Here is a 23324-nt window from a genome sequence, read left to right as displayed (position 1 = left end):
GAGAAGGAAAAATCAAGGACTATAGATGCGAAAGTGGAGAGGCTTTCGTTTGAGAGTTCTTTCCATAGGGAGGAAATATGATATGGAACAGGAACAACAGGAATGGATCGGCGGGAAGCACTCACTGCTGGAAGCTTTGAGGGCCGGCCGGACAATTAATAAAATATGGATCGCCGAAGGGGCTCAGAAGCACCTTACGGCACCGATTATCGCCGAAGCCAGAAAGCTTGGGATCATTACTCAAACGGTTGATAAACGGAAGCTGGATCAAATGGTGCCTGATCTGCAGCACCAGGGCGTAGTGGCACAGGTTGCCCCTTATGCTTATGCTGAAGTGGAAGATTTGCTGGAGGCGGCAAGCGCATCTGGCCGTCCGCCTTTTTTGCTGATCTTGGATGAAATTGAGGATCCGCATAATCTCGGCTCTATTTTGCGTACAGCGGAGTGCACCGGGGTTCATGGTGTGATTCTGCCGAAGCGCCGCTCAGCGTCTATTACGGCTACGGTATCCAAAACTTCGGCAGGTGCCGTTGAATACGTGCCGGTAGCTCGTGTTACTAATTTGGCTCAAACGATTGATCAGCTGAAAGAAGCGGGAATTTGGGTTGTCGGTACCGATGTGGAAGCGCGGGAAGGCATTTATGACACTAACATCTTTAACGGTCCCGTAGCGGTGGTCATCGGCAATGAGAATAAAGGCATGGGCAGGCTGATTAAAGAAAAATGTGACGTTCTCGTCAAACTCCCGATGGCCGGTAAATTGAACTCTCTCAATGCGTCTGTAGCCGCTGGGGTTGTTATGTATGAAGTGCTGCGCCGGCGCGAGCAAGGCTAGAAACCTATGGTAGAGGTGCAGAATGTGCTCCTCGTTGACGGGTATAATATGATCGGCGCCTGGCCGGAGCTGGCTGAGCTGGCCAAAATCGGCATGCAGGAGGCGCGGGACCGGCTGCTGGAGCGGCTGGCCGATTTTCAGGCTTTTTCCGGCTGGAAGGTTATTGCTGTGTTTGACGCTTACCAGGTGCCTGGTTTGGGCAAAGCCTTCAAGCAGCGCCGGGTGCAGATTTATTTTACGAAGGAGAAAGAGACTGCTGACGAATGTATTGAACGCCTTGTTCGTGAGCTGAGCAACCGGCTTCGCCGGATATATGTGGCCACCAGCGATATGATCGAGCAGCATGTTATTTTTGGGCAGGGCGCCCTACGGCTTTCGGCCCGGGAGCTTCGGACGATGCTGGATCAAAGTGAGCGGGAGCTGAAGGAAAGGATTGTCGAGGAGAGTCGAACCTCAAGCCGAAATACGGTGGCTGGTAAGCTTTCTCCGGAATTGCTGATCGAACTGGAACGCTTACGCAGGCAATAAAGCGCAGAAATTAATACTCCTTCCAGATGCCCTTGACAAAGTTCGACCTGACATAATTTAGGGACTTTTGTGGTTGACGCTGTGTATGGTCTCCTATATACTGGTCGTATACTTGACTAGAGTGACGGAGCACCGTGCGTTGCGGCCGGAGGGATTGTATTGAGTGTCGAACTCAACTTATTCATAACATCAGATTATGAAATTCTGAGTGACGAAGATATCGTAGAATCTGTCCGATCTGGGGACAGTGAAGCCCTGGAATATCTGATTCACAAATACCGGAGTTTCGTCCGCGCCAAAGCAAGGTCTTACTTTTTGATCGGGGCGGATCGGGAAGACATTATCCAGGAAGGCATGATTGGTCTCTACAAGTCCATTCGGGACTACAAGGGAGACAAACTTTCATCTTTCAAAGCATTTGCCGAGCTTTGCATCACAAGGCAGATCATTACCGCGATCAAGACAGCTACAAGGCAGAAGCATATCCCGCTCAATTCTTATGTCTCGTTGGACAAGCCTATTTATGACGAAGATTCCGATCGTACACTGCTGGATGTCATTTGCGGCTCCCAGGTTTGTGATCCGGAGGAATTGATTATTAACCAAGAGGAGTTCACCGGCCTTGAGGACAAGATGTCCGAAATTCTGAGCGATCTTGAACGCAAGGTACTGATGCTTTATCTGGACGGTCGTTCCTACCAGGAAATTTCCGTTGATTTGAAGCGACATGTGAAGTCGATTGATAACGCACTGCAGCGTGTCAAGCGCAAGCTGGAGCGTTACCTCGAAGTCCGTGACGGTTTATAGTTTCGAATAAAATGGCATGAACATGCAATTTGATCTCATAAAACTTTTTGCAGCCTTCTTAGGAAAGGACTCGGCACCGGGTCTTTTTTTATTTGCCATTTTGGGTGTTTAAGGTTTAACAAATGTTTTATGTGATTATACTTGGGAAATGGTGCGTCAACCAGCTCAGGAGATCCTTGGAAACGGCTTGTTTTGCAGGCTGCGCCAACGTTTGGCAACTTAATCTTGCATTGACACGGATGTTCAAAATGTGATAAAGTGTTTCGAGTAGGCCTAAATTCATGCTTCTTTGGCATGGATAAGAAAGTATAGTTGCAAGTTCCCTATTTTCTTATCCATACCTCAGCTGAGTGAAGACCTGCTTTTGCCGGTTCGTCCGGATTATTAAGAGACTTCTAACTTGATTAAGATGTCTTCGGGAGGTGCACATCATGCGGGTAATTATTACGTTGGCTTGTACGAATTGCAAACAAAGAAACTACACGACAACAAAGAACAAGCGTAACCACCCCGACCGCATGGAGATGAAGAAATTTTGCAAGTTCTGTAACGAGCAAACTCCTCATCGCGAAACCAGATAGTCTGTGGAGGTGTAGTCGCGCATGAAACGCAGTTTCAAGTCGATTTTTTCTTTTTTCTCCGAAAGCTGGGCTGAACTTAAAAAGGTTCGCTGGCCCAATCGTAAAGAGTTGACGAATTACACGCTGATTGTGCTGGGTACAATTGTAGTTGTCGCCGTTTACTTTTGGGTTATTGACATCGGTATCTCCGCTGTGATCGAAGCGATAATTTAAGAAGGGTCCTTAGGTGGCTTGATATGGAAAAAAGATGGTACGTAGTTCATACCTATTCAGGGTATGAGAATAAGGTCAAAGCCAATTTGGAGAAGCGCGTCGAGTCGATGGGCATGGAAGACAAGATTTTCCGGGTTCTTGTTCCTATGGAAGAAGAGATCGTAAACAAAGACGGTAAGAAGAAGACTGTCATGCGCAAAGTTTACCCTGGTTATGTCTTGGTGGAAATGATCCAGACAGACGATTCCTGGTATGTTGTTCGCAATACGCCTGGGGTAACTGGATTTGTAGGTTCTACAGGATCCGGCTCCAAACCAACTCCGCTCCTTCCAGAGGAAGTGGAACAAATTCTTCAGCATATGGGCATGCAAGAGCCTAAACCGACGATTGAGTTTGAGATCAAAGAATCCGTACGGATTAAAGTGGGTCCATTCGCTAATTTTGTCGGGTCTGTTGAAGAAGTGCTGACTGATAAGAGTAAAGTCAAAGTTCACGTCAACATGTTTGGCCGGGAAACCCCGCTCGAACTGGACTACACTCAAGTTGAGAAGCTCTAGCAACATGGGTTTACATGTGGAAGTACGCTTGTACTCTGCATTACTAGCGCAAGGAGGTGTCTTACATGGCTAAAAAGGTAATTAAAGTTGTCAAACTGCAAATTCCTGCGGGTAAAGCGAATCCAGCTCCTCCAGTAGGTCCGGCTCTCGGTCAAGCAGGTGTTAACATCATGGCTTTCTGTAAGGAGTTTAACGCTCGTACAGCTGACCAAGCTGGTTTGATCATTCCGGTTGAAATTTCCGTATTTGAAGACCGTTCTTTCACTTTCATTACGAAAACTCCACCGGCTGCGGTATTGCTTCGTGTAGCTGCTAAAATCGAGAAAGGTTCCGGTGAACCTAACAAGAAGAAAGTAGCAACTGTTAAGCGTGATACTGTTCGTCAAATTGCAGAACAAAAAATGCCTGACCTGAACGCAGCTTCCGTTGAAGCAGCTATGCGTATGGTTGAAGGTACTGCCCGCAGTATGGGTATCACAATCCAAGACTAATCTTGGAGAGTAAGTTTATTAGCAATGGAAGTTGCTGTTTGCAACAGAAGTTGCCTTTAATTCATTTTTTAGCCTTCGGGTAACTAAATGAATTAAAGATAGTGGGAGGAATTTCCGCTAATACCACACAAGGAGGAAAAAATCATGGCTAAACACGGTAAAAAATACCTGGAAGCTGCTAAGCTGATCGACAGCGAAGCAACTTATGAGCCTTCAGAAGCTGTTGAGCTTGTGAAGAAGGCAGCTACTGCTAAATTCGACGAAACTGTTGAAGCTGCAGTACGTCTGGGCGTTGACCCTCGTAAACAAGACCAAGCCGTTCGTGGTGTCGTTGTCCTGCCTCATGGCACGGGTAAAACACAGCGCGTTCTGGTATTCGCCAAAGGTGAGAAAGCAAAAGAAGCGGAAGCTGCTGGTGCTGACTTCGTAGGCGATCAAGACATGATCAACAAAATCCAACAAGGCTGGTTCGAGTTCGATGTCTGCGTAGCTACACCGGACATGATGAGCGAAGTTGGTAAATTGGGTCGCCTTCTCGGCGGTAAAGGCCTTATGCCTAACCCTAAAGCCGGCACAGTTACATTTGATGTAACTAAAGCCGTTCAAGAAATCAAAGCAGGTAAAATCGAGTACCGTCTGGATAAAGCTGGTCAAATCCATGCTCCAATCGGTAAAGCTTCCTTCAGCTCTGAACAGCTGAATGAGAACTTGAAAGCATTGATTGATGCTTTGAACCGTGCTAAACCTGCAGCAGCTAAAGGCGTTTACTTGAAGAACATCGCCGTTTCTTCGACGATGGGACCAAGCGTCCGCGTTGCTACTTCCGTTTACAGATAATATTTCCAGGCTTCGGCTTAGGGATGAGGGTTGACTCTCCGGAGTAATCCGTATATACTGTAATGGTTGCATTGATTTCATTCAAATCGAATATGCTTACCGTAGACAGTAGGTGCCGAGGGGCTTAATTTCCTACCGAGGTGTTGTGATATAAGTTCGGAATTTGCTTCGCAAATGATGAATCATCAGACCTTCGTAGTTCTACTGCGGAGGTCTTTTTCATATCCCGGAGCTTCGGAAGAAGCAAGTGTCTTACGGATTAAGTAATCTTTATAGGAGGTGTACAATTTGGCAAACGCAAAAGTAATCGAGTCCAAACAGGCGGCGGTTGAAGTGGTAGCTTCCAAGCTGAAATCCAGCGTAACTACTGTCATTGCCGACTATCGTGGTCTTAATGTTTCCCAAGTTACGGAACTGCGCAAGCAGCTTCGCGAAGCGGGTGTTGAGTTTCAAGTATTGAAAAACTCACTCGTTCGCCGTGCGACTGCAGCTACGGAACTGACTGAACTTGATGAAGTTCTGACTGGTCCTACTGCTATTGCATTCGGTGCAGAAGATGCTGTAGCGCCTGCAAAAATTCTGAGCGATTTCGCTAAGAAAAATGATGCATTGAAAATTAAAGGTGGCGTTGTTGAAGGTCGTGTAGTTGGCGTTGATCAAATCAAAGCGCTGGCTGATCTTCCTTCCCGCGAAGGTCTTCTTTCCATGCTCCTCAGCGTGCTTCAAGCTCCAGTTCGCAACTTTGCGCTGGCAGTCAAAGCCGTGGCAGACAAAGGCGAAGGCGAAGCAAGCGCGTAAGCGATTTGCTCCAAAGTTCGTAGCGTAACAACAAATTAAATTTAACTAATATAATGGAGGTTTAACTCATGAGCAAAGAAACAATCTTGGAAGAAATTAAAGGTATGTCCGTTCTTGAACTGAACGAATTGGTTAAAGCAATCGAAGAAGAATTCGGCGTAACTGCTGCAGCTCCAGTTGTAGTAGCAGGTGGCGGCGGCGCAGCTGAAGCTGCTGAACAATCCGAGTTCGACGTAATCTTGACTAACGCTGGTGCTTCCAAAATCAACGTTATCAAAGTCGTTCGCGAAATCACTGGTCTGGGTCTGAAAGAAGCAAAAGACCTGGTAGACAACGCTCCAAAACCATTGAAAGAAAAAGTAGCTAAAGAAGAAGCTGAAGCTACTAAAGCTAAATTGGAAGAAGCAGGCGCAACTGTAGAAGTTAAATAATTTCTTCCTTTTATGAGACAAACCCCTTGAGTCTTTCAAGGGGTTTGTTTTTATAAATCCTAATAAAAGTGCGGAGTTAACCTGGACTTTTATTTTGATGGAGGTTTAGCATGGCAGATCACTATTATTCCAGTAAACCCGAAACGGCACATGACAGGCGGACGATTGAAACGGTTCTCCGCGGACGCAAGTTTCGATTTACAAGCGATGCAGGCGTGTTCTCTAAACAAGGGGTAGACTACGGCAGTAAAGTGTTGATCGAAGCGATGGAGATTGGGGACAGAGATCAGGTGCTGGATGTGGGCTGCGGTTATGGTCCTATCGGTTTGTCAGCTGCGGTTATGGCAAGCAGCGGGCATGTAACCATGATTGACGTCAATGAACGTGCTGTGGGGCTGGCTGCTGAAAACGCTAAGGCCAATGGCATCTCTAATGTTACGGCTCTTCAAAGCGACATTTATACCAATGTGCCAGAAGTCGAGAAGTTTGATGTGATTCTGACCAATCCGCCTATCCGGGCCGGGAAAAGTGTGGTTCATTCGGTGTTCGAAGGGGCGTATGCCCGATTGAAGCAGGGAGGCTCGCTGTGGATTGTGATCCAGAAGAAGCAAGGGGCACCGTCAGCTAAAGAGAAGCTTGAGCAGCTGTTCCGTTCAGTTGAGGAAGTAACGAAGGACAAGGGGTACCGTATTTTCAAAGCTGTAAAATAAACAGGTGTAACCTTGACTTTTTTCTCAAAGGTCTATTGACTTGTATGTAGGCGCATGATATTATTATAAAATGTCAGCATTAGGATGCCCTCTATGTCTTTAGTTTGTGAAGATGTCAAGCATATTTTGTAGCAGCGGCGGTATATTTCGGCGCTTGTTTACGTATAATATGTACATTTTGGGCAAATCTATTGAATATGGGGGATTCCGTCAAGGAAGACGCGGAATCAATATGCTCTTTCTTCGAAGTATCGGGTAGGGGCTTTTTCTTTGCCGGGAGATTAAATTGTCTTTCGGTTACGCAAACGGGTGTCGGCCTAAATTACAGGTCGTAAAGCCGTTTTTGCTTGTTTGTGGAATCCGTTCATGGGTTTTATTATAAGCGTACAAACACGGGTTCGCAATGTATTTTTAAGTGAGTAGACATGAGGGGTGAGTTTAAGTTGGCAGGACATCTTGTTCAATATGGTCGACGCACTCGGCGGAGTTATGCAAGGATTAACGAGGTTCTCGAAATTCCGAACCTGATTGAAATCCAACAGAAATCATATGAGTGGTTTTTGGAGGAAGGTTTGCGGGAAATGTTCCAAGACATCTCGCCGATTCAGGATTTCACGGGTAACCTGGTTTTGGAATTTATCGACTACAGCCTAGGCGAACCGAAGTATACGGTAGACGATGCGAAAGAACGCGACGTTACGTATGCAGCGCCGCTTAGAGTTAAAGTTCGGCTCATTAATAAGGAAACCGGCGAAGTCAAGGAACAGGAAGTGTTCATGGGGGATTTCCCGCTGATGACAGAAACCGGGACTTTCGTTATCAATGGCGCAGAACGGGTTATTGTCAGCCAGTTGGTACGCTCCCCAAGCGTCTATTTCAGTACGAAAGTCGATAAAAACGGCAAAAAGACGTACACCGCTACCGTCATTCCGAATCGCGGCGCATGGCTGGAGCTTGAAACGGACGCGAAGGACATCATTTATGTCCGTATCGACCGGACACGCAAAATACCGGTAACGGTATTGCTTCGCGCTCTTGGTTTTGGTACGGATGCTGAAATTCTGGATTTGCTCGGTAACGATGAATATATCCGCAACACGCTGGATAAAGACAACACGGATTCGACGGAGAAAGCGCTCATCGAGATCTACGAACGCCTTCGTCCGGGTGAGCCGCCAACGCTGGAAAATGCGAAAAGCTTGCTCGTAGCCCGTTTCTTTGATCCAAAACGTTATGACCTCGCGAACGTAGGTCGCTACAAAATCAACAAAAAGCTGCATATTAAAGATCGTTTGTTCAACCAACGTCTGGCTGAATCCCTGATTGACACCACAACCGGTGAAATCATTGCCGAAGCCGGCCAATTGGTTGACCGCCGACTGCTGGATGAAATCCTGCCGCTGCTTGAGCAGGGCGTAAGCTTCAAGGATTATCACCTGGCTAACGGTGTGCTTGGTGCGGAAGATGTTCCGCTGCAAACGATTGATATCTTCTCGCCTATCGAGGACGGCAAGGTAGTTAAAGTGATTGCGAACCGGAATATTGATAAATCCGTTAAGCACATTACACCTGCTGATATTATTTCCTCGATCAGCTATTTCATTAACCTGCTGCACGGCATCGGCAGCACCGACGATATTGATCATTTGGGCAACCGTCGTTTGCGTTCTGTAGGTGAGCTTTTGCAGAATCAGTTCCGTATCGGTTTGTCCCGTATGGAGCGTGTGGTTCGTGAAAGAATGTCCATTCAAGACGCTAACGTCATTACGCCGCAAGCCTTGATCAACATTCGTCCGGTGATTGCGTCCATTAAAGAGTTCTTTGGCAGCTCGCAGCTGTCTCAGTTCATGGACCAAACAAACCCGCTGGCTGAACTTACGCATAAACGCCGTCTTTCCGCACTGGGACCTGGTGGTCTGACACGGGAACGCGCGGGCATGGAAGTTCGAGACGTTCACCACTCTCACTATGGCCGTATGTGTCCTATCGAGACACCGGAAGGTCCGAACATCGGTTTGATCAACTCCTTGTCCACTTTTGCCCGCATCAACGAATATGGCTTTATCGAAGCGCCGTACCGTTGGGTGGATCCGAAATCCGGTCAAGTAACGGAACAAATCGCGTACCTGACTGCCGATGAGGAAGATAACTACGTTATCGCCCAGGCGAACGTTGAGCTTTCCGAAGACGGCAAGTTCAAAGACGATATGGTTATCGTTCGTTATAACAAACAGTCCGATAACATTTTGACGATGCCTAGCGACCGTGTTGACTACATGGATATCTCCCCTAAACAGGTTGTATCCGTAGCGACAGCGCTCATTCCGTTCCTGGAAAATGACGACTCCAACCGCGCGCTGATGGGATCCAACATGCAGCGGCAGGCCGTTCCTCTTCTGATTCCGAAAGCTCCGCTTGTAGGTACAGGTATGGAACACAAAGCTGCTAAAGATTCCGGGGTATGTATCGTTTCTAAATATGATGGTGTTATCGAACGCTCCACAGCTGATGAAATTTGGCTGCGCCGTACTGAGCTTGTAGACGGCAAGGAAGTTAAAGGCGACATCATTAAACATAAATTACACAAATTCAAGCGTTCGAACCACGGGACATGCATCAACCAGCGTCCGATTGTAAGACGCGGCGACATCGTCAAGAAAGGCGATATTCTGGCGGACGGTCCATCCACGGAAATGGGCGAATTGGCACTGGGCCGCAACGTAGTCGTTGCCTTCATGACTTGGGAAGGTTACAACTACGAGGATGCGATCTTGCTGAGCGAGAAGCTGGTTAAAGAAGACGTGTACACTTCCATTCATATTGAAGAATATGAATCCGAAGCCCGTGACACGAAGCTTGGACCGGAAGAAATTACGCGCGATATTCCGAACGTCGGCGAAGAAGCGCTCCGCAACCTCGACGAACGCGGTATTATCCGCATCGGTGCCGAAATTGCTGCCGGCGACATTCTGGTTGGTAAAGTAACTCCTAAGGGCGTTACCGAATTGACTGCTGAAGAACGTTTGCTGCACGCGATTTTTGGAGAGAAGGCCCGCGAAGTTCGTGATACTTCCCTCCGTGTACCTCACGGTACGGATGGTATCGTTGTTGACGTTAAAGTGTTTACCCGTGAGAACGGCGATGAGCTGCCTCCAGGTGTGAACCAGCTGGTTCGCGTTTATATTGCACAGAAACGTAAAATCTCCGAAGGCGATAAAATGGCCGGACGTCACGGTAACAAGGGTGTCGTTGCCCGCATTCTGCCTGAAGAAGATATGCCGTTTATGCCGGACGGAACGCCGGTACAGGTTGTTCTTAACCCGCTGGGCGTACCATCGCGGATGAACATCGGTCAGGTACTGGAGATTCACCTTGGTATGGCCGCTATGAAGCTTGGTATCCACGTGGCAACGCCGGTATTTGACGGCGCGAACGAATACGACGTATTCGACACGATGGAAGAGGCCGGTATGCAGCGCAACGGTAAAACAATGCTGTATGACGGACGTACAGGTGAACCATTTGAACGTGAAGTGACCGTCGGCGTCATGCACATGATCAAACTGGCGCACATGGTTGACGATAAGATCCATGCCCGTTCCACAGGTCCTTACTCTCTCGTTACACAGCAGCCGCTGGGTGGTAAAGCTCAGTTCGGCGGCCAGCGTTTCGGTGAGATGGAAGTGTGGGCGCTGGAAGCTTACGGCGCCGCTTATACCCTGCAAGAGATTTTGACTGTTAAATCCGATGACGTGGTCGGCCGGGTGAAAACCTACGAATCCATTGTCAAAGGTGAGAATGTACCGGAACCAGGCGTGCCGGAATCCTTCAAGGTCTTGATCAAAGAGCTTCAAAGCTTGGGGATGGACGTTAAGATCCTGAGCGAAAACGAAGAAGAAATCGAGATGAAAGAGCTGGATGATGAGGATGATACAGCCGGCGATAAGCTGAGCTTGAATCTGGAAGGATCGGAAGTCGGCGTTGAATAGAGTATAAATCAGGACTTGGTTAAGGAGGGATGCTCCTTGTTGGACGTCAACAACTTCGAGTTTATGAAAATTGGGCTTGCTTCCCCAGAAAAAATTCGTTCTTGGTCCCGCGGAGAAGTTAAGAAACCGGAAACGATTAACTATCGTACACTTAAGCCGGAAAAAGAAGGGCTGTTCTGTGAAAAGATTTTTGGCCCTACAAAAGACTGGGAATGTCATTGCGGTAAATACAAACGCGTCCGTTATAAAGGCGTAGTCTGTGACCGCTGTGGTGTAGAAGTTACGCGTGCGAAAGTGCGCCGTGAACGTATGGGCCACATTGAATTGGCAGCTCCTGTATCTCATATCTGGTATTTCAAAGGGATTCCTAGCCGGATGGGTCTGGCTTTGGATATGTCCCCTAGATCGCTGGAAGAGATCATTTATTTTGCATCTTATGTAGTTACCGATCCTGGTGATACGCCGCTTGAGAAGAAACAACTCTTGTCCGAAAAAGAATACCGCAGCTACCGTGAGAAATACGGCTACGGTTTTCAAGCGGGCATGGGCGCTGAAGCGGTAAAGAAATTGCTGCAGGATCTGGATGTCGATAAAGAGCTGGAGTTCCTGAAAGAGGAACTCCGTACGGCTCAAGGTCAACGCCGCAACCGGGCGATCAAACGCCTCGAAGTGATTGAAGCGTTCAAGAGCTCCGGCAACCAGCCGGAATGGATGATTCTCGACGTGCTTCCGGTCATCCCTCCGGAATTGCGTCCGATGGTACAGCTGGACGGCGGACGTTTCGCAACGTCTGACCTGAATGACCTGTACCGCCGTGTAATCAACCGGAACAACCGTTTGAAGCGTCTGCTTGACCTTGGCGCTCCGGACATCATCGTTCAGAACGAGAAACGGATGCTTCAAGAAGCCGTTGACGCTTTGATCGATAACGGCCGCCGCGGCCGTCCGGTAACAGGTCCGGGCAACCGTCCTTTGAAATCCCTCAGCCATATGCTGAAAGGTAAACAAGGCCGTTTCCGTCAGAACCTTCTCGGTAAACGGGTTGACTATTCCGGTCGTTCCGTTATCGTCGTAGGTCCTTACCTGAAAATGTACCAATGTGGTCTCCCTAAAGAAATGGCTTTGGAGCTGTTCAAACCATTTGTGATGAAGGAGCTTGTGAATAAAGGCCTCGCTCACAACATCAAGAGCGCGAAACGTAAAGTAGAGCGCGTAAGCCCTGAAGTTTGGGATGTTCTTGAAGAAGTGATCAAGGAGCATCCGGTTCTGCTGAACCGTGCCCCTACGCTTCACCGTCTCGGTATCCAGGCGTTTGAACCGATTCTGGTTGAAGGCCGCGCTATCCGTCTGCATCCGCTCGTATGTACGGCTTATAACGCCGACTTCGACGGTGACCAAATGGCGGTTCACGTTCCGTTGTCTGCTGAAGCTCAGGCTGAAGCGCGCATCTTGATGCTGGCTTCCGGTAACATTTTGAACCCTAAAGACGGTAAACCGGTTGTTACTCCGTCTCAGGATATGGTCCTTGGTTCCTTCTATCTCACTATGGATAACAAGGAAGCCAAAGGTTCAGGTATGATCCTGGGTAACGTTAACGAAGCTGTTTCAGCTTACCAGCGTGGCGCAGCATCCCTGCACGCACGTGTTGCAATCCCTGTTAAAGCGCTGAACAAAGTGATCTTTAATGAGAAGCAGCAGGATGCCTTGCTGATCACAACCGTGGGTAAAATTATCTTTAACGAAATTTTCCCTGAGACGTTCCCTTACATTAATGAAGCTACACGGGATAACCTGTTTAATGGTACGCCTGAGAAGTACTTCATTTATGAGAAGGGCGCAGACGTCAAAGCGCTGCTCGATGCTTCTCCTATTGCAAGTGCAGTAGGTAAAGAATATCTGGGCTCCATCATTGCACGCTGCTTCGAAACTTATCACACGACAGAAACGTCTGTGATTCTTGATAAAATCAAACAGCTCGGCTTCACTTATTCCACACGCGCCGGTGTCAGCATCGCGGTATCCGACGTTGTGGTTCCGGAAGAGAAGAAGCAAATCATGTCCGAATCGGATGAAAAAGTCCGAGTTGTTACGAACCAATACCGTCGTGGTCTGATTACAGATGAAGAACGGTATGACCGCGTTATCGACATCTGGTCCAAAGCGAAAGACCAGCTGACCGACGTCCTCATGAAGTCGATGGACCGCTTCAACTCCATCATGCTCATGGTGGATTCCAAAGCGCGGGGTAACAAATCGCAGATCACCCAGCTGGGCGGTATGCGGGGTCTGATGGCAACACCATCCGGCCGGATTTACGAGCTGCCGATCAAAGCGAACTTCCGCGAAGGCCTGACCGTCCTCGAGTACTTTATCTCGACGCACGGTGCTCGTAAAGGTTTGGCGGATACCGCGCTTCGTACCGCGGATTCCGGTTACCTGACTCGTCGTCTGGTAGACGTGGCGCAGGACGTTATCGTTCGCGAAGAAGATTGCGGAACCGATAAAGGTATCGTGGTATCACGGATCCAGGATGGTAAAGAAATCATCGAAGATCTGTTTGACCGTATCGAAGGCCGTTACTGCTTCGAAACGATCCGTCATCCGGAAACCGGCGAAATCATCATTCATCGTGATGAGCTCATCGACACGGACAAAGCGAATGCGATCGTTAATGCGGGTATCGAGAAGCTGCAAATCCGCTCCGTGCTCAGCTGCCGCGCTCGTCATGGCGTATGTAAGAAATGTTACGGACGCAACCTGGCGACAGGCAAACACGTTGAGATCGGTGAAGCGGTTGGTATCATCGCAGCACAATCCATCGGTGAACCGGGAACTCAGCTTACTATGCGTACGTTCCACACCGGCGGTGTTGCGGGTGACGATATCACGCAAGGTCTTCCGCGTATCCAGGAGCTTTTCGAAGCCCGGAACCCGAAAGGTCAAGCAACTATCAGTGAAATCGACGGCGTAATCAAAGAAATCCGTGAAGCTAAAGACCGCCGTGAAATCGAGGTACAAGGCGAAGCGGAAACGAAGGTTTACTCCGTCACTTACGGATCGCGCCTGCGTGTAAGCGAAGGCATGGAAATTGAAGCAGGCGATGAGCTCACTGACGGTTCCATCGACCCTAAAGAAATTCTGCGCATCAAAGGCATCCGCGGCGTACAGAACTACATCCTTCAGGAAGTTCAACGCGTATACCGGAACCAGGGCGTAGAAATCAACGACAAACACGTCGAAGTTATGATCAAGCAGATGCTGCGTAAGATCCGTATCGTAGATGCCGGAGATACACAGCTGCTGCCAGGATCATTCGTTGACCTGCATGAATACGAAACAGCTAACAAAGAGGCCATTCTGTCCGGCAAAGAGCCTGCTGTTGCGAAACCGGTATTGCTCGGTATCACCAAAGCATCGCTCGAAACTGACTCCTTCTTGTCTGCGGCCTCCTTCCAGGAGACTACTCGTGTCCTGACGGACGCAGCAATCAAAGGTAAAGTGGATAAATTGCTGGGTCTTAAGGAAAATGTTATCATCGGTAAGCTGATTCCAGCGGGTACGGGCATGAACCGTTACCGCAATGTGGAATTTGACGGACCGGTTGATGAAGAGACGGCTGAAGGCTTGGAGCCTGTATCGGTAGAATAATACCGGTAGAGTAAGCTTCCTTCAGCAGTGAAAATGACGGCGCAGACGCGAAAGGAAGCTGAAGATTTCAGTTTCCTTTCGGCAGTCGGCGCCGATCTTTTTTTCGAAAAAAAAGATTGGGCGCTATTCTTGACATTCAATAGCCGGAATGATAATATATCAAAGTGCGTGAGTGCGAGAATTCCTGTCTTTCTTCGGAGGGTTGACCATGTCGAATGACAACGGGCTACAGGATGCTCATGTAAGAATCGGCACCAAGCAGACCATGCGAATGGTTCAATTGGGACTAGCTGAAGAAGTATATGTAGCGCAGGATGCAGATCCGCGAATTACTTCAAAGATTGTAGCGCTTTGCGAAGAATCATCTGTGAAGATTGCTTATGTCGATACGATGAAGAATCTAGGCAAGGCATGCGGCATCGAAGTCGGTGCGGCAATGGCTGCGATTGTAAGACCATAATGGCTTGAAACGTTTTTGCTGAAGGGGAAACCTCGATGTAAAAACTTTTCCTTTGTTCTTTTATGAACCGCCTGGCTCTGTGGGCTTAAAAAGAAGGTTTGTAAAGAGCTTTTAAAATTTGAGGAAGGGGGTGGCAACAACATGCCAACTATTAACCAACTAGTCCGTAAAGGACGCCAAGCAAAAGTTGAAAAGTCCAAATCACCTGCTTTGCAACGTGGTTTTAACGCTTTGAAACGTGAGGCTACTGAACTGAGCGCTCCACAAAAACGTGGTGTCTGCACTCGTGTAGGTACAATGACTCCTAAGAAACCGAACTCTGCACTTCGTAAATATGCCCGTGTTCGTTTGACGAACCGCGTAGAGGTGACAGCTTACATTCCGGGTATCGGTCATAACCTGCAAGAGCACAGTGTCGTGCTGATTCGTGGTGGCCGGGTTAAGGACTTGCCGGGTGTACGTTACCATATCGTACGCGGAGCTTTGGATACTGCAGGTGTTAACAACCGTATGCAGGCTCGTTCCAAATACGGCGCTAAACGTCCTAAAGCTAAGAAGTCTTAAGATTAACATATCTGTGATTTAGAATTCTTTTTTGAAAGGGGGATATCCATGCCACGCAAAGGTCCTGTTACAAAAAGAGACGTGTTGCCAGATCCGGTATACAACAGCAAACTTGTTACTCGTCTGATCAACCGTATCATGCTTGACGGTAAACGTGGTGTTGCTCAAAGTATCTTGTACAATGCGTTCAACCTGATTCAAGAACGTACTGGCAACGATCCAATGGAAGTCTTTGAAGCAGCGCTTAAGAATATCATGCCAGTTCTGGAGGTTAAAGCTCGTCGTGTTGGTGGTGCAAACTACCAGGTACCGATCGAAGTTAAACCAGAAAGACGTACATCCCTGGGATTACGTTGGCTCGTAAACTACTCCCGCAACCGCGGTGAGAAGACGATGGAAGAGCGTTTGGCTGCTGAGATCATCGACGCATCCAATAACACTGGCGCTTCCGTCAAGAAACGTGAAGACACACACAAAATGGCTGAAGCGAACAAAGCGTTTGCTCACTACCGCTGGTAGGATTCGGCTTGTAAGACCAATACTTCAATTTTGAAGGGAGATCCCATTCATGGCAAGAGAGTTCTCCTTGAAAAATACACGTAACATCGGTATCATGGCGCATATTGACGCCGGTAAGACTACTACCACTGAACGTATCTTGTTCTACACAGGCCGTACGCACAAAATCGGTGAAGTTCACGAAGGTGCTGCAACAATGGACTGGATGGAGCAAGAGCAGGAGCGCGGGATTACAATTACTTCCGCAGCTACAACGGCTCAATGGAAGGGTCACCGCGTCAATATCATTGATACTCCGGGACACGTTGACTTCACTGTAGAAGTTGAACGTTCCCTGCGTGTATTGGACGGGGCCGTAGGCGTTTTCAGTGCTAAAGAAGGCGTTGAGCCGCAGTCTGAAACAGTATGGAGACAGGCTGACCGTTATGGCGTTCCTCGGATCGCTTATGTCAACAAAATGGACATTATCGGTGCCGATTTCCTGAACGTAGTTAAGGATATGCGCGAACGTCTGCAAGCGAACGCAGTTGCAATCCAACTGCCTATCGGTGCAGAAAATGACTTCGTAGGCATCATCGATATCATTGGCCAAAAAGCGCATATGTACAAAGACGATTTGGGTCAAAATATCGAAGAAGTAGAAATTCCGGAACAATATCTTGATCAGGTCGAAGAGCTTCGCAACGAACTGATTGAGAAAGTAGCGGAACTGGACGAAGATCTGACTATGAAATACCTCGAAGGCGAGGAAATCACTGTCGACGAACTGAAAGCGGCACTCCGTAAGGGTGTTGTTGAAGTTAAAATCTTCCCAGTAATCTGTGGTTCCTCTTACCGTAACAAAGGGGTTCAGCTGATGCTGGACGCTGTTATCGATTACTTGCCAGCTCCAGTGGACGTTCCGTCCATCAATGGCCATCTTGAAGATGGTACTGAAGCGGTTCGTCACTCTTCTGACGAAGAGCCGTTCTCGGCTTTGGCATTTAAAATCATGACTGACCCTTATGTAGGTAAATTGACATTCTTCCGCGTATACTCCGGTATTTTGCAATCCGGTTCTTACGTATTGAATGCTACAAAAGGTAAACGTGAACGGATCGGCCGTATCCTTCAGATGCACGCTAACAGCCGTCAAGAAATCAGCGAAGTATACGCTGGTGACATCGCGGCAGCGGTTGGTTTGAAAGATACAGGTACAGGTGATACACTTTGTGATGAGAAGAATCCGGTTATCCTGGAGTCCATGAACTTCCCGGATCCGGTTATCGAAATCGCGGTTGAGCCCAAGACTAAAGCCGACCAAGATAAAATGGGTGTTGCCCTTGGCAAACTGACAGAAGAAGACCCTACGCTTCGTGCTCATACAGACGAAGAAACAGGTCAGACGATTCTGGCAGGTATGGGTGAGCTTCACCTGGATATCATCATCGACCGTATGCGCCGTGAATTCAAGGTAGAAACTAACGTGGGTAAACCACAGGTTGCTTACCGTGAAACCATTACAGTGCCTGCGCGCGTTGAAGGTAAATTCGTTCGTCAGTCCGGTGGTCGTGGTCAATACGGTCACGTTTGGGTTGAATTCGAACCTCTCGAGCCAGGAACAGGCAGCCAGTTCGACAGCAAAGTTGTCGGCGGTTCTGTACCTAGAGAGTACATTGGACCAGCACAACAAGGTATTGAAGAAGCTATGAAGAATGGTATGCTCGCCGGCTTCCCGGTTGTAGACGTTAAAGCCACTATCGTAGACGGTTCTTACCATGATGTTGACTCCAGTGAAATGGCGTTTAAGATTGCAGGTTCCATGGCGCTTAAAGCAGCTAAGGACAAGTGTAAGCCTGTATTGCTTGAGCCAATCATGAAAGTAGAAGTAACAGTGCCTGAGGAGTACATGGGCGATGTTATGGGTATGCTGAACTCCCGTCGTGGCCGTATCGAAGGTATGGATTCCCGTGGCGGTACTCAAATTATCCGTGCAAAAGTACCTCTCTCTGAAATGTTCGGTTACTCTACAACGCTTCGTTCTGGTACACAAGGTCGCGGCGTATTCTCCATGGAACTCTCCCACTATGAAGAAGTTCCTAAGAGCATCGCTGAGGAAATCATTGCTAAGAACAAAGGCGGAGAATAATCGTTTTACCTGTTGGAGCGGAAGTGCAGCATAGCGGCACCTTCGCTCTGACCTAACATAACAAACCTTAAATTTGAGGAGGAATTGTTTAAAATGGCTAAGGCTAAATACGAACGTAATAAACCACACGTTAACATCGGTACTATCGGTCACGTCGACCATGGTAAAACAACTTTGACAGCTGCAATCACAACTGTATTGTCCAAAACTTACGGTGGTGCAGCAGTAGCATTTGACCAAATCGACAAAGCTCCAGAAGAGCGTGAACGCGGTATCACTATCTCTACAGCTCACGTAGAATACGAAACTCCTACTCGTCACTACGCACACGTTGACTGCCCAGGACACGCCGACTATGTTAAAAACATGATCACTGGTGCTGCTCAAATGGACGGCGCGATCCTGGTTGTATCCGCAGCTGACGGCCCAATGCCGCAAACTCGCGAACACATCCTGTTGTCCCGTCAGGTAGGCGTTCCTTACATCGTTGTATTCTTGAACAAATGCGACATGGTAGAAGACGAAGAGCTTCTGGAACTGGTTGAAATGGAAGTGCGCGACCTGTTGTCCGAATACGACTTCCCAGGCGACGACACTCCAATCACTCGTGGTTCCGCTCGTGAAGCTTTGCAAAACCCAGACGGCGAATGGGCTAAGAAGATCGTTGAAATGTTCGAAGTTATCGACACTTACATCCCATTGCCTGAACGTGAAGTTGACAAGCCATTCTTGATGCCTGTCGAGGACGTATTCTCCATCACTGGCCGTGGTACAGTTGCTACTGGTCGTGTAGAGCGCGGTACTGTTAAAGTCGGCGACGAAATCGAAATCGTGGGTATTCACGAAGAAACTAAGAAATCCGTTGTAACTGGCGTAGAAATGTTCCGCAAATTGCTGGACTCCGCTCAAGCCGGCGACAACATCGGCGCACTGCTTCGTGGTGTTGACCGTAACCAAATCGAACGTGGCCAAGTATTGGCTAAACCAGCTTCCGTTAAACCACACACTGAGTTCGAAGCTCAGGTGTACGTTTTGACTAAAGAAGAGGGTGGCCGTCACAAGCCTTTCTTCACTGGCTACCGTCCACAGTTCTATTTCCGTACAACTGACGTAACTGGCGTTATCAACCTGCCAGAAGGTACTGAAATGGTTATGCCTGGTGATAACATCACTGTTACTGTATCCCTGATCAACCCAATCGCGATCGAAGAAGGAACTAAGTTCTCCATTCGTGAAGGCGGACGTACAGTAGGTGCAGGTTCCGTAGCTACAATCTCCAAATAATAAGGTTAATTAACCTTATCTTGATAAAGCAACAATGTGCTGTGAAGAGTAACAATGTACTGTGAACGAAAGTAAAGGAAATCCGGTGTCTGCTTGGCAGCGCCGGATTTTTTTATGTCTGGCATTATAATTGAACGTGGACGTGCATTAGCCGCACAGCAGAAGTATTTTTCTACTATATAGGTTGTTAATCAAGTTTGTGCAGAGCAGATTTAACCGCGAGAATACGGCAATATTTAGCACTGAAGAATTATTCAGCTTTTTTCGAAATTAGCTTGCATAACGCCTAACAATTCTATATAATAATGAATGTTGTTCTGTGACGTTGCGATGATGTGAGAGGTTACTGACACACCCGGCCCCTTTGCCATGGGGCGGTGGTCAGAAAATTTTCACGGAGTATGTCCGATACTAAATTGGGCGATAGAAGGAGGGACTAACATGGCAAAGCAAAAAATTCGTATTCGTTTGAAAGCTTACGACCACAGAATTCTTGATCAATCCGCTGAGAAGATCGTTGAAACTGCAAAACGTTCCGGTGCTGGCGTATCCGGACCGATTCCGCTTCCAACTGAGAAGCAAGTTGTTACAATTCTCCGTGCGGTACACAAGTACAAGGATTCCCGGGAACAATTCGAACAACGTACTCATAAACGTTTGATCGATATTGTTAATCCGACTCCACAAACTGTGGATGCCTTGATGCGCTTGGATCTGCCGTCGGGTGTGGATATCGAAATTAAATTGTAATTTATGAAGTAAGTCAATTAGTAAAGGGAATGAGGTGTCAACATGAAAGGTATCTTAGGTAAAAAACTTGGAATGACTCAGTTGTTTACTGCAGAAGGTAACGTGGTTCCTGTAACGGTAATCGAAGCAGGCCCGAACGTGGTTCTACAGAAGAAAGATGTTGAGAACGACGGTTACGAAGCGGTACAGCTCGGCTTCTCCGATAAAAAAGAGAAAAGTGCTAACAAACCTGAAGTAGGGCATGCCAAAAAAGCTAACTCTACACCTAAGCGCTACGTTCGTGAAATTCGCGGTATCGATCTTGCAGGATATGAAGTTGGCCAAGAGGTTAAAGCTGATGTCTTTGCAGAAGGCGAATTCGTTGACGTAACGGGTATTTCTAAAGGTAAAGGTTTTGCCGGCGTTATCAAACGTTGGGGACAAAGCCGCGGACCAATGGCTCACGGTTCCCGTTACCATCGTAGACCAGGTTCCATGGGTTCCATCCAGGCGAACCGTGTTCCTAAAGGTAAACACCTTCCAGGACATATGGGTCACGAAACAGTAACGATCCAAAACCTTGAGGTTGTTAAAATTGATGTAGAACGTAACGTTCTGCTCGTTAAAGGTTCTATCCCGGGCCCTAAGAACGGCTTCGTTAAAATTCAAGAAACGGTTAAGAAATAATCGACTGAAGAAAGGAGGAACACAAAATGCCTAAAGTAGCACTTTATAATGTAAGTGGCAGCCAAGTGGGCGAAGTTGAACTGAACGATGCGGTTTTCGGTATCGAGCCGAACAAACATGTTCTTCACGATGCAGTAGTTATGCAGCGCGCTTCCCTTCGTTTTGGTACACACAAAGTAAAAGGACGTTCTGAAGTACGCGGCGGCGGACGTAAACCTTGGAAACAAAAAGGTACTGGCCGCGCACGTCAAGGTTCCATTCGTGCCCCGCAATGGGTAGGTGGTGGTGTGGTCTTCGGTCCAACTCCACGCAGCTATTCTTTCAAACTGCCTAAGAAAGTTCGTCGTCTGGCTATTAAATCCGCGCTTTCTTCGAAAGTGATCGACAACGAAATTATCGTACTTGACGCTTTGACGCTTAACGCGCCTAAGACGAAAGAGTTCGCAGCGATTCTTAACAACCTGAAAGTGGACCGCAAAGCTTTGGTTGTAGCTCCTAGCTATGACGATAACGTAGCGCTCTCCGCTCGTAACATTCCAGGGGTTAAGTTTGTTGCAGCTGACGGCATCAATGTTCTTGATGTCCTGACATACGACAAGCTGATCATTACGAAAGAAGCAGTTCAGAAGGTAGAGGAGGTGCTCGCGTAATGAAAGATCCTCGTGATATTATCAAACGTCCTGTAATCACAGAACGTACGGCTGAATATATGGGTGACCTGAAATACGTTTTCGAAGTTGACATTCGTGCCAACAAAACCGAAATCAAACAAGCTGTTGAAGCGATCTTTAAAGTCAAAGTTAAGAATGTAAACACTTTGCGCGTCCCTGCGAAGCCTAAACGGTACGGACGTCATTCTGGTTACACTTCCGAGTGGAAGAAAGCATTCGTAACCCTGACTGCAGACAGCAAACCGCTTGAGTTCTTTGAATCGGTATAACATTTCTTAAAGTTAGGAGGGAAACACAGTGCCAATCAAAAAGTATAAACCGACATCCCCGGCAAGACGTGCTATGTCCGTCTCTACATTTGAAGAAATCACAACAAATGTACCGGAGAAATCTTTGCTTGCGCCTCTTAGCAAAACTGCAGGCCGCAACAACCAAGGTAAAATTACGGTTCGTCACCATGGCGGCGGACACAAACGTAAATACCGTATTATCGACTTTAAACGGAACAAAGACGGCATTCCAGGTCACGTTGCTACGATCGAATATGACCCGAACCGTACTTCCAACATCGCTTTGATTCATTATGTGGATGGCGAGAAACGTTACATCATCGCTCCTAAAGGTTTGAAAGTGGGCGACCAAGTCATTTCCGGTCCTGGATCTGACATCAAAATCGGTAACGCGCTGCCTTTGGAAAACATTCCAGTAGGTACAGTTATCCACAACATCGAGCTGAAACCAGGTAAAGGCGGACAACTCGTTCGTGCTGCCGGTACAGAAGCTCAATTGCTCGGTAAAGAAGAAAAATACGTAACCGTTCGTCTTTCTTCCGGCGAGGTTCGCAGAATTCTTAAAGTTTGCCGCGCTACAATCGGCTCCGTAGGTAACGAAGACCACGAGCTCGTTAAAATCGGTAAAGCTGGACGCAGTCGCTGGCTCGGACAACGCCCTGAAGTTCGCGGTGTTGTAATGAACCCTAACGATCACCCACACGGTGGTGGTGAAGGTCGCGCTCCAATCGGCCGTAAATCTCCATTGTCTCCTTGGGGTAAACCAACCCTTGGTTACAAAACGCGTAAAAAAGGAAAAGCTTCTGATAAATATATTGTTCGCCGCCGTACGAAGTAATGCGTTTCTACGCATAACTTCCCGGTGGGGAGCGGTTCGAGAATCATCTGAAGTTGTTTCGAAGGGAGGATTTAACCTATGAGTCGCAGTTTGAAAAAAGGACCTTTCATTGATGGGTACCTGCTCAAAAAAGTTGAAGAGATGGAAGCTTCCAGCAAGAAAGCTGTCATCAAAACTTGGTCCCGTCGTTCCACGATTTTCCCGCAATTCATCGGACACACTTTCGGCGTTTACGACGGCCGCAAGCATGTACCGGTTTACGTAACGGAAGATATGGTTGGACATAAACTTGGCGAATTCGCGCCAACACGTACGTACAAAGGACATACGGACGACGATAAGAAAACAAGACGTTAATTCTAGTTCTTCTTTATGAGAGGAGGTTACGAAATTGGAAGCAAAAGCACATGCTAATATGATCCGCATCGCTCCGCGTAAAGCTCAACTCGTTGTTGACTTGATTCGCGGTAAGAAAGTGGGCGAGGCTATCGCAATCCTTCGCCATACTCCTAAAGCAGCTTCTCCGATCTTAGAAAAGTTGCTGAACTCGGCTATCGCAAACGCTGAGCACAACTATTCTATGGACGTTAACAAATTGGTGATTACGCAGGCTTACGTAAACCAAGGACCAACGATGAAACGTTTCCGTCCGCGGGCTATGGGTCGTGCAAGCCGTATTAACAAACGCACCAGCCACATCACATTGGTGGTATCTGAAAAATAAGGAGG

General features: G+C 47.7%; 25 protein-coding genes and 1 other annotated feature. All 25 genes read left to right on the top strand.

Annotated features, from left to right (window positions below):
- Nucleotides 1-82: 82 nt before the first annotated feature.
- The 25 genes from rlmB to rplV all read left to right on the top strand — a co-directional run bounded on the left by rlmB (nucleotide 83) and on the right by rplV (nucleotide 23319).
- Complete coding sequence (gene rlmB / locus CBE73_RS11740) at nucleotides 83-835, top strand: 23S rRNA (guanosine(2251)-2'-O)-methyltransferase RlmB (protein ID WP_094094364.1); 753 nt, start codon at nucleotides 83-85, stop codon at nucleotides 833-835.
- Nucleotides 836-841: 6 nt separating this feature from the next.
- A complete protein-coding gene (locus CBE73_RS11735) occupies nucleotides 842-1363 on the top strand; it encodes an NYN domain-containing protein (protein WP_094094363.1) in 522 nt (173 codons plus the stop codon).
- A 159-nt stretch (nucleotides 1364-1522) separates the two neighbouring features.
- Nucleotides 1523-2170 (top strand): RNA polymerase sporulation sigma factor SigH, encoded by a 648-nt coding sequence (gene sigH, locus CBE73_RS11730; RefSeq protein WP_094094362.1) that lies wholly within the window; start codon nucleotides 1523-1525, stop codon nucleotides 2168-2170.
- Nucleotides 2171-2601: 431 nt separating this feature from the next.
- Nucleotides 2602-2751, top strand: coding sequence for a 50S ribosomal protein L33 (gene rpmG / locus CBE73_RS11725; protein WP_076176720.1), 150 nt, complete (start codon nucleotides 2602-2604; stop codon nucleotides 2749-2751).
- A 21-nt stretch (nucleotides 2752-2772) separates the two neighbouring features.
- Nucleotides 2773-2964 (top strand): preprotein translocase subunit SecE, encoded by a 192-nt coding sequence (secE, locus tag CBE73_RS11720; RefSeq protein WP_094094361.1) that lies wholly within the window; start codon nucleotides 2773-2775, stop codon nucleotides 2962-2964.
- A gap of 23 nt (nucleotides 2965-2987) precedes the next feature.
- Nucleotides 2988-3521, top strand: a complete 534-nt coding sequence (nusG, locus tag CBE73_RS11715; RefSeq protein WP_094094360.1) for a transcription termination/antitermination protein NusG — start codon at nucleotides 2988-2990, stop codon at nucleotides 3519-3521.
- A 65-nt stretch (nucleotides 3522-3586) separates the two neighbouring features.
- Entirely contained in the window at nucleotides 3587-4012 is a 426-nt protein-coding gene (rplK, locus tag CBE73_RS11710; RefSeq protein ID WP_016310704.1) for a 50S ribosomal protein L11, read from the top strand.
- A gap of 144 nt (nucleotides 4013-4156) precedes the next feature.
- Nucleotides 4157-4849: a 50S ribosomal protein L1 gene (gene rplA, locus CBE73_RS11705; protein ID WP_094094359.1), complete on the top strand. Its 693-nt coding sequence runs from the start codon at nucleotides 4157-4159 to the stop codon at nucleotides 4847-4849.
- Nucleotides 4850-4930: 81 nt separating this feature from the next.
- Nucleotides 4931-5078 (top strand) — a sequence feature (ribosomal protein L10 leader region).
- 59 nt (nucleotides 5079-5137) lie between these two features.
- Nucleotides 5138-5647 carry a 50S ribosomal protein L10 gene (gene rplJ, locus CBE73_RS11700; RefSeq protein ID WP_094094358.1) on the top strand — a complete coding sequence of 170 codons (510 nt, stop codon included), beginning with the start codon at nucleotides 5138-5140 and terminating at the stop codon, nucleotides 5645-5647.
- 68 nt (nucleotides 5648-5715) lie between these two features.
- Nucleotides 5716-6078, top strand: coding sequence for a 50S ribosomal protein L7/L12 (gene rplL, locus CBE73_RS11695; RefSeq protein ID WP_094094357.1), 363 nt, complete (start codon nucleotides 5716-5718; stop codon nucleotides 6076-6078).
- 110 nt (nucleotides 6079-6188) lie between these two features.
- Nucleotides 6189-6788, top strand: coding sequence for a class I SAM-dependent methyltransferase (locus CBE73_RS11690; protein WP_094094356.1), 600 nt, complete (start codon nucleotides 6189-6191; stop codon nucleotides 6786-6788).
- Between the two features lie 443 nt (nucleotides 6789-7231).
- Nucleotides 7232-10777 (top strand): DNA-directed RNA polymerase subunit beta, encoded by a 3546-nt coding sequence (rpoB, locus tag CBE73_RS11685; RefSeq protein WP_094094355.1) that lies wholly within the window; start codon nucleotides 7232-7234, stop codon nucleotides 10775-10777.
- A 36-nt stretch (nucleotides 10778-10813) separates the two neighbouring features.
- A complete protein-coding gene (rpoC, locus tag CBE73_RS11680) occupies nucleotides 10814-14425 on the top strand; it encodes a DNA-directed RNA polymerase subunit beta' (RefSeq protein ID WP_094094354.1) in 3612 nt (1203 codons plus the stop codon).
- 208 nt (nucleotides 14426-14633) lie between these two features.
- Complete coding sequence (locus CBE73_RS11675; RefSeq protein ID WP_094094353.1) at nucleotides 14634-14885, top strand: ribosomal L7Ae/L30e/S12e/Gadd45 family protein; 252 nt, start codon at nucleotides 14634-14636, stop codon at nucleotides 14883-14885.
- 141 nt (nucleotides 14886-15026) lie between these two features.
- Complete coding sequence (gene rpsL / locus CBE73_RS11670) at nucleotides 15027-15449, top strand: 30S ribosomal protein S12 (protein WP_068698247.1); 423 nt, start codon at nucleotides 15027-15029, stop codon at nucleotides 15447-15449.
- A gap of 48 nt (nucleotides 15450-15497) precedes the next feature.
- Nucleotides 15498-15968 carry a 30S ribosomal protein S7 gene (rpsG, locus tag CBE73_RS11665; protein ID WP_044482526.1) on the top strand — a complete coding sequence of 157 codons (471 nt, stop codon included), beginning with the start codon at nucleotides 15498-15500 and terminating at the stop codon, nucleotides 15966-15968.
- 49 nt (nucleotides 15969-16017) lie between these two features.
- Nucleotides 16018-18096 carry an elongation factor G gene (gene fusA, locus CBE73_RS11660; RefSeq protein WP_094094352.1) on the top strand — a complete coding sequence of 693 codons (2079 nt, stop codon included), beginning with the start codon at nucleotides 16018-16020 and terminating at the stop codon, nucleotides 18094-18096.
- Between the two features lie 93 nt (nucleotides 18097-18189).
- Nucleotides 18190-19380 carry an elongation factor Tu gene (gene tuf / locus CBE73_RS11655; protein WP_094094351.1) on the top strand — a complete coding sequence of 397 codons (1191 nt, stop codon included), beginning with the start codon at nucleotides 18190-18192 and terminating at the stop codon, nucleotides 19378-19380.
- 441 nt (nucleotides 19381-19821) lie between these two features.
- Nucleotides 19822-20130 (top strand): 30S ribosomal protein S10, encoded by a 309-nt coding sequence (gene rpsJ, locus CBE73_RS11650; RefSeq protein WP_068698242.1) that lies wholly within the window; start codon nucleotides 19822-19824, stop codon nucleotides 20128-20130.
- A 42-nt stretch (nucleotides 20131-20172) separates the two neighbouring features.
- On the top strand, nucleotides 20173-20796 hold the full coding sequence (gene rplC, locus CBE73_RS11645; protein WP_094094350.1) for a 50S ribosomal protein L3: 624 nt from the start codon (nucleotides 20173-20175) through the stop codon (nucleotides 20794-20796).
- A 26-nt stretch (nucleotides 20797-20822) separates the two neighbouring features.
- Nucleotides 20823-21446, top strand: a complete 624-nt coding sequence (rplD, locus tag CBE73_RS11640) for a 50S ribosomal protein L4 (RefSeq protein WP_094094349.1) — start codon at nucleotides 20823-20825, stop codon at nucleotides 21444-21446.
- Entirely contained in the window at nucleotides 21446-21736 is a 291-nt protein-coding gene (rplW, locus tag CBE73_RS11635) for a 50S ribosomal protein L23 (protein WP_068698236.1), read from the top strand. Before rplD ends, rplW begins: the two co-directional genes overlap by 1 nt.
- A gap of 28 nt (nucleotides 21737-21764) precedes the next feature.
- Nucleotides 21765-22595, top strand: a complete 831-nt coding sequence (gene rplB, locus CBE73_RS11630) for a 50S ribosomal protein L2 (RefSeq protein ID WP_094094348.1) — start codon at nucleotides 21765-21767, stop codon at nucleotides 22593-22595.
- Between the two features lie 78 nt (nucleotides 22596-22673).
- Nucleotides 22674-22952, top strand: coding sequence for a 30S ribosomal protein S19 (rpsS, locus tag CBE73_RS11625; RefSeq protein WP_094094347.1), 279 nt, complete (start codon nucleotides 22674-22676; stop codon nucleotides 22950-22952).
- Between the two features lie 34 nt (nucleotides 22953-22986).
- Nucleotides 22987-23319 carry a 50S ribosomal protein L22 gene (gene rplV, locus CBE73_RS11620; protein ID WP_094094346.1) on the top strand — a complete coding sequence of 111 codons (333 nt, stop codon included), beginning with the start codon at nucleotides 22987-22989 and terminating at the stop codon, nucleotides 23317-23319.
- Nucleotides 23320-23324 lie beyond the last annotated feature (5 nt).

Origin of the sequence: Paenibacillus physcomitrellae, assembly GCF_002240225.1 — a bacterium.
GTDB classification, from domain to species: Bacteria; Bacillota; Bacilli; order Paenibacillales; family Paenibacillaceae; genus Fontibacillus; species Fontibacillus physcomitrellae.
The sequence above is the reverse complement of the archived record's forward strand: the minus strand, read 5'-3'. Positions and strand labels throughout refer to the sequence as shown.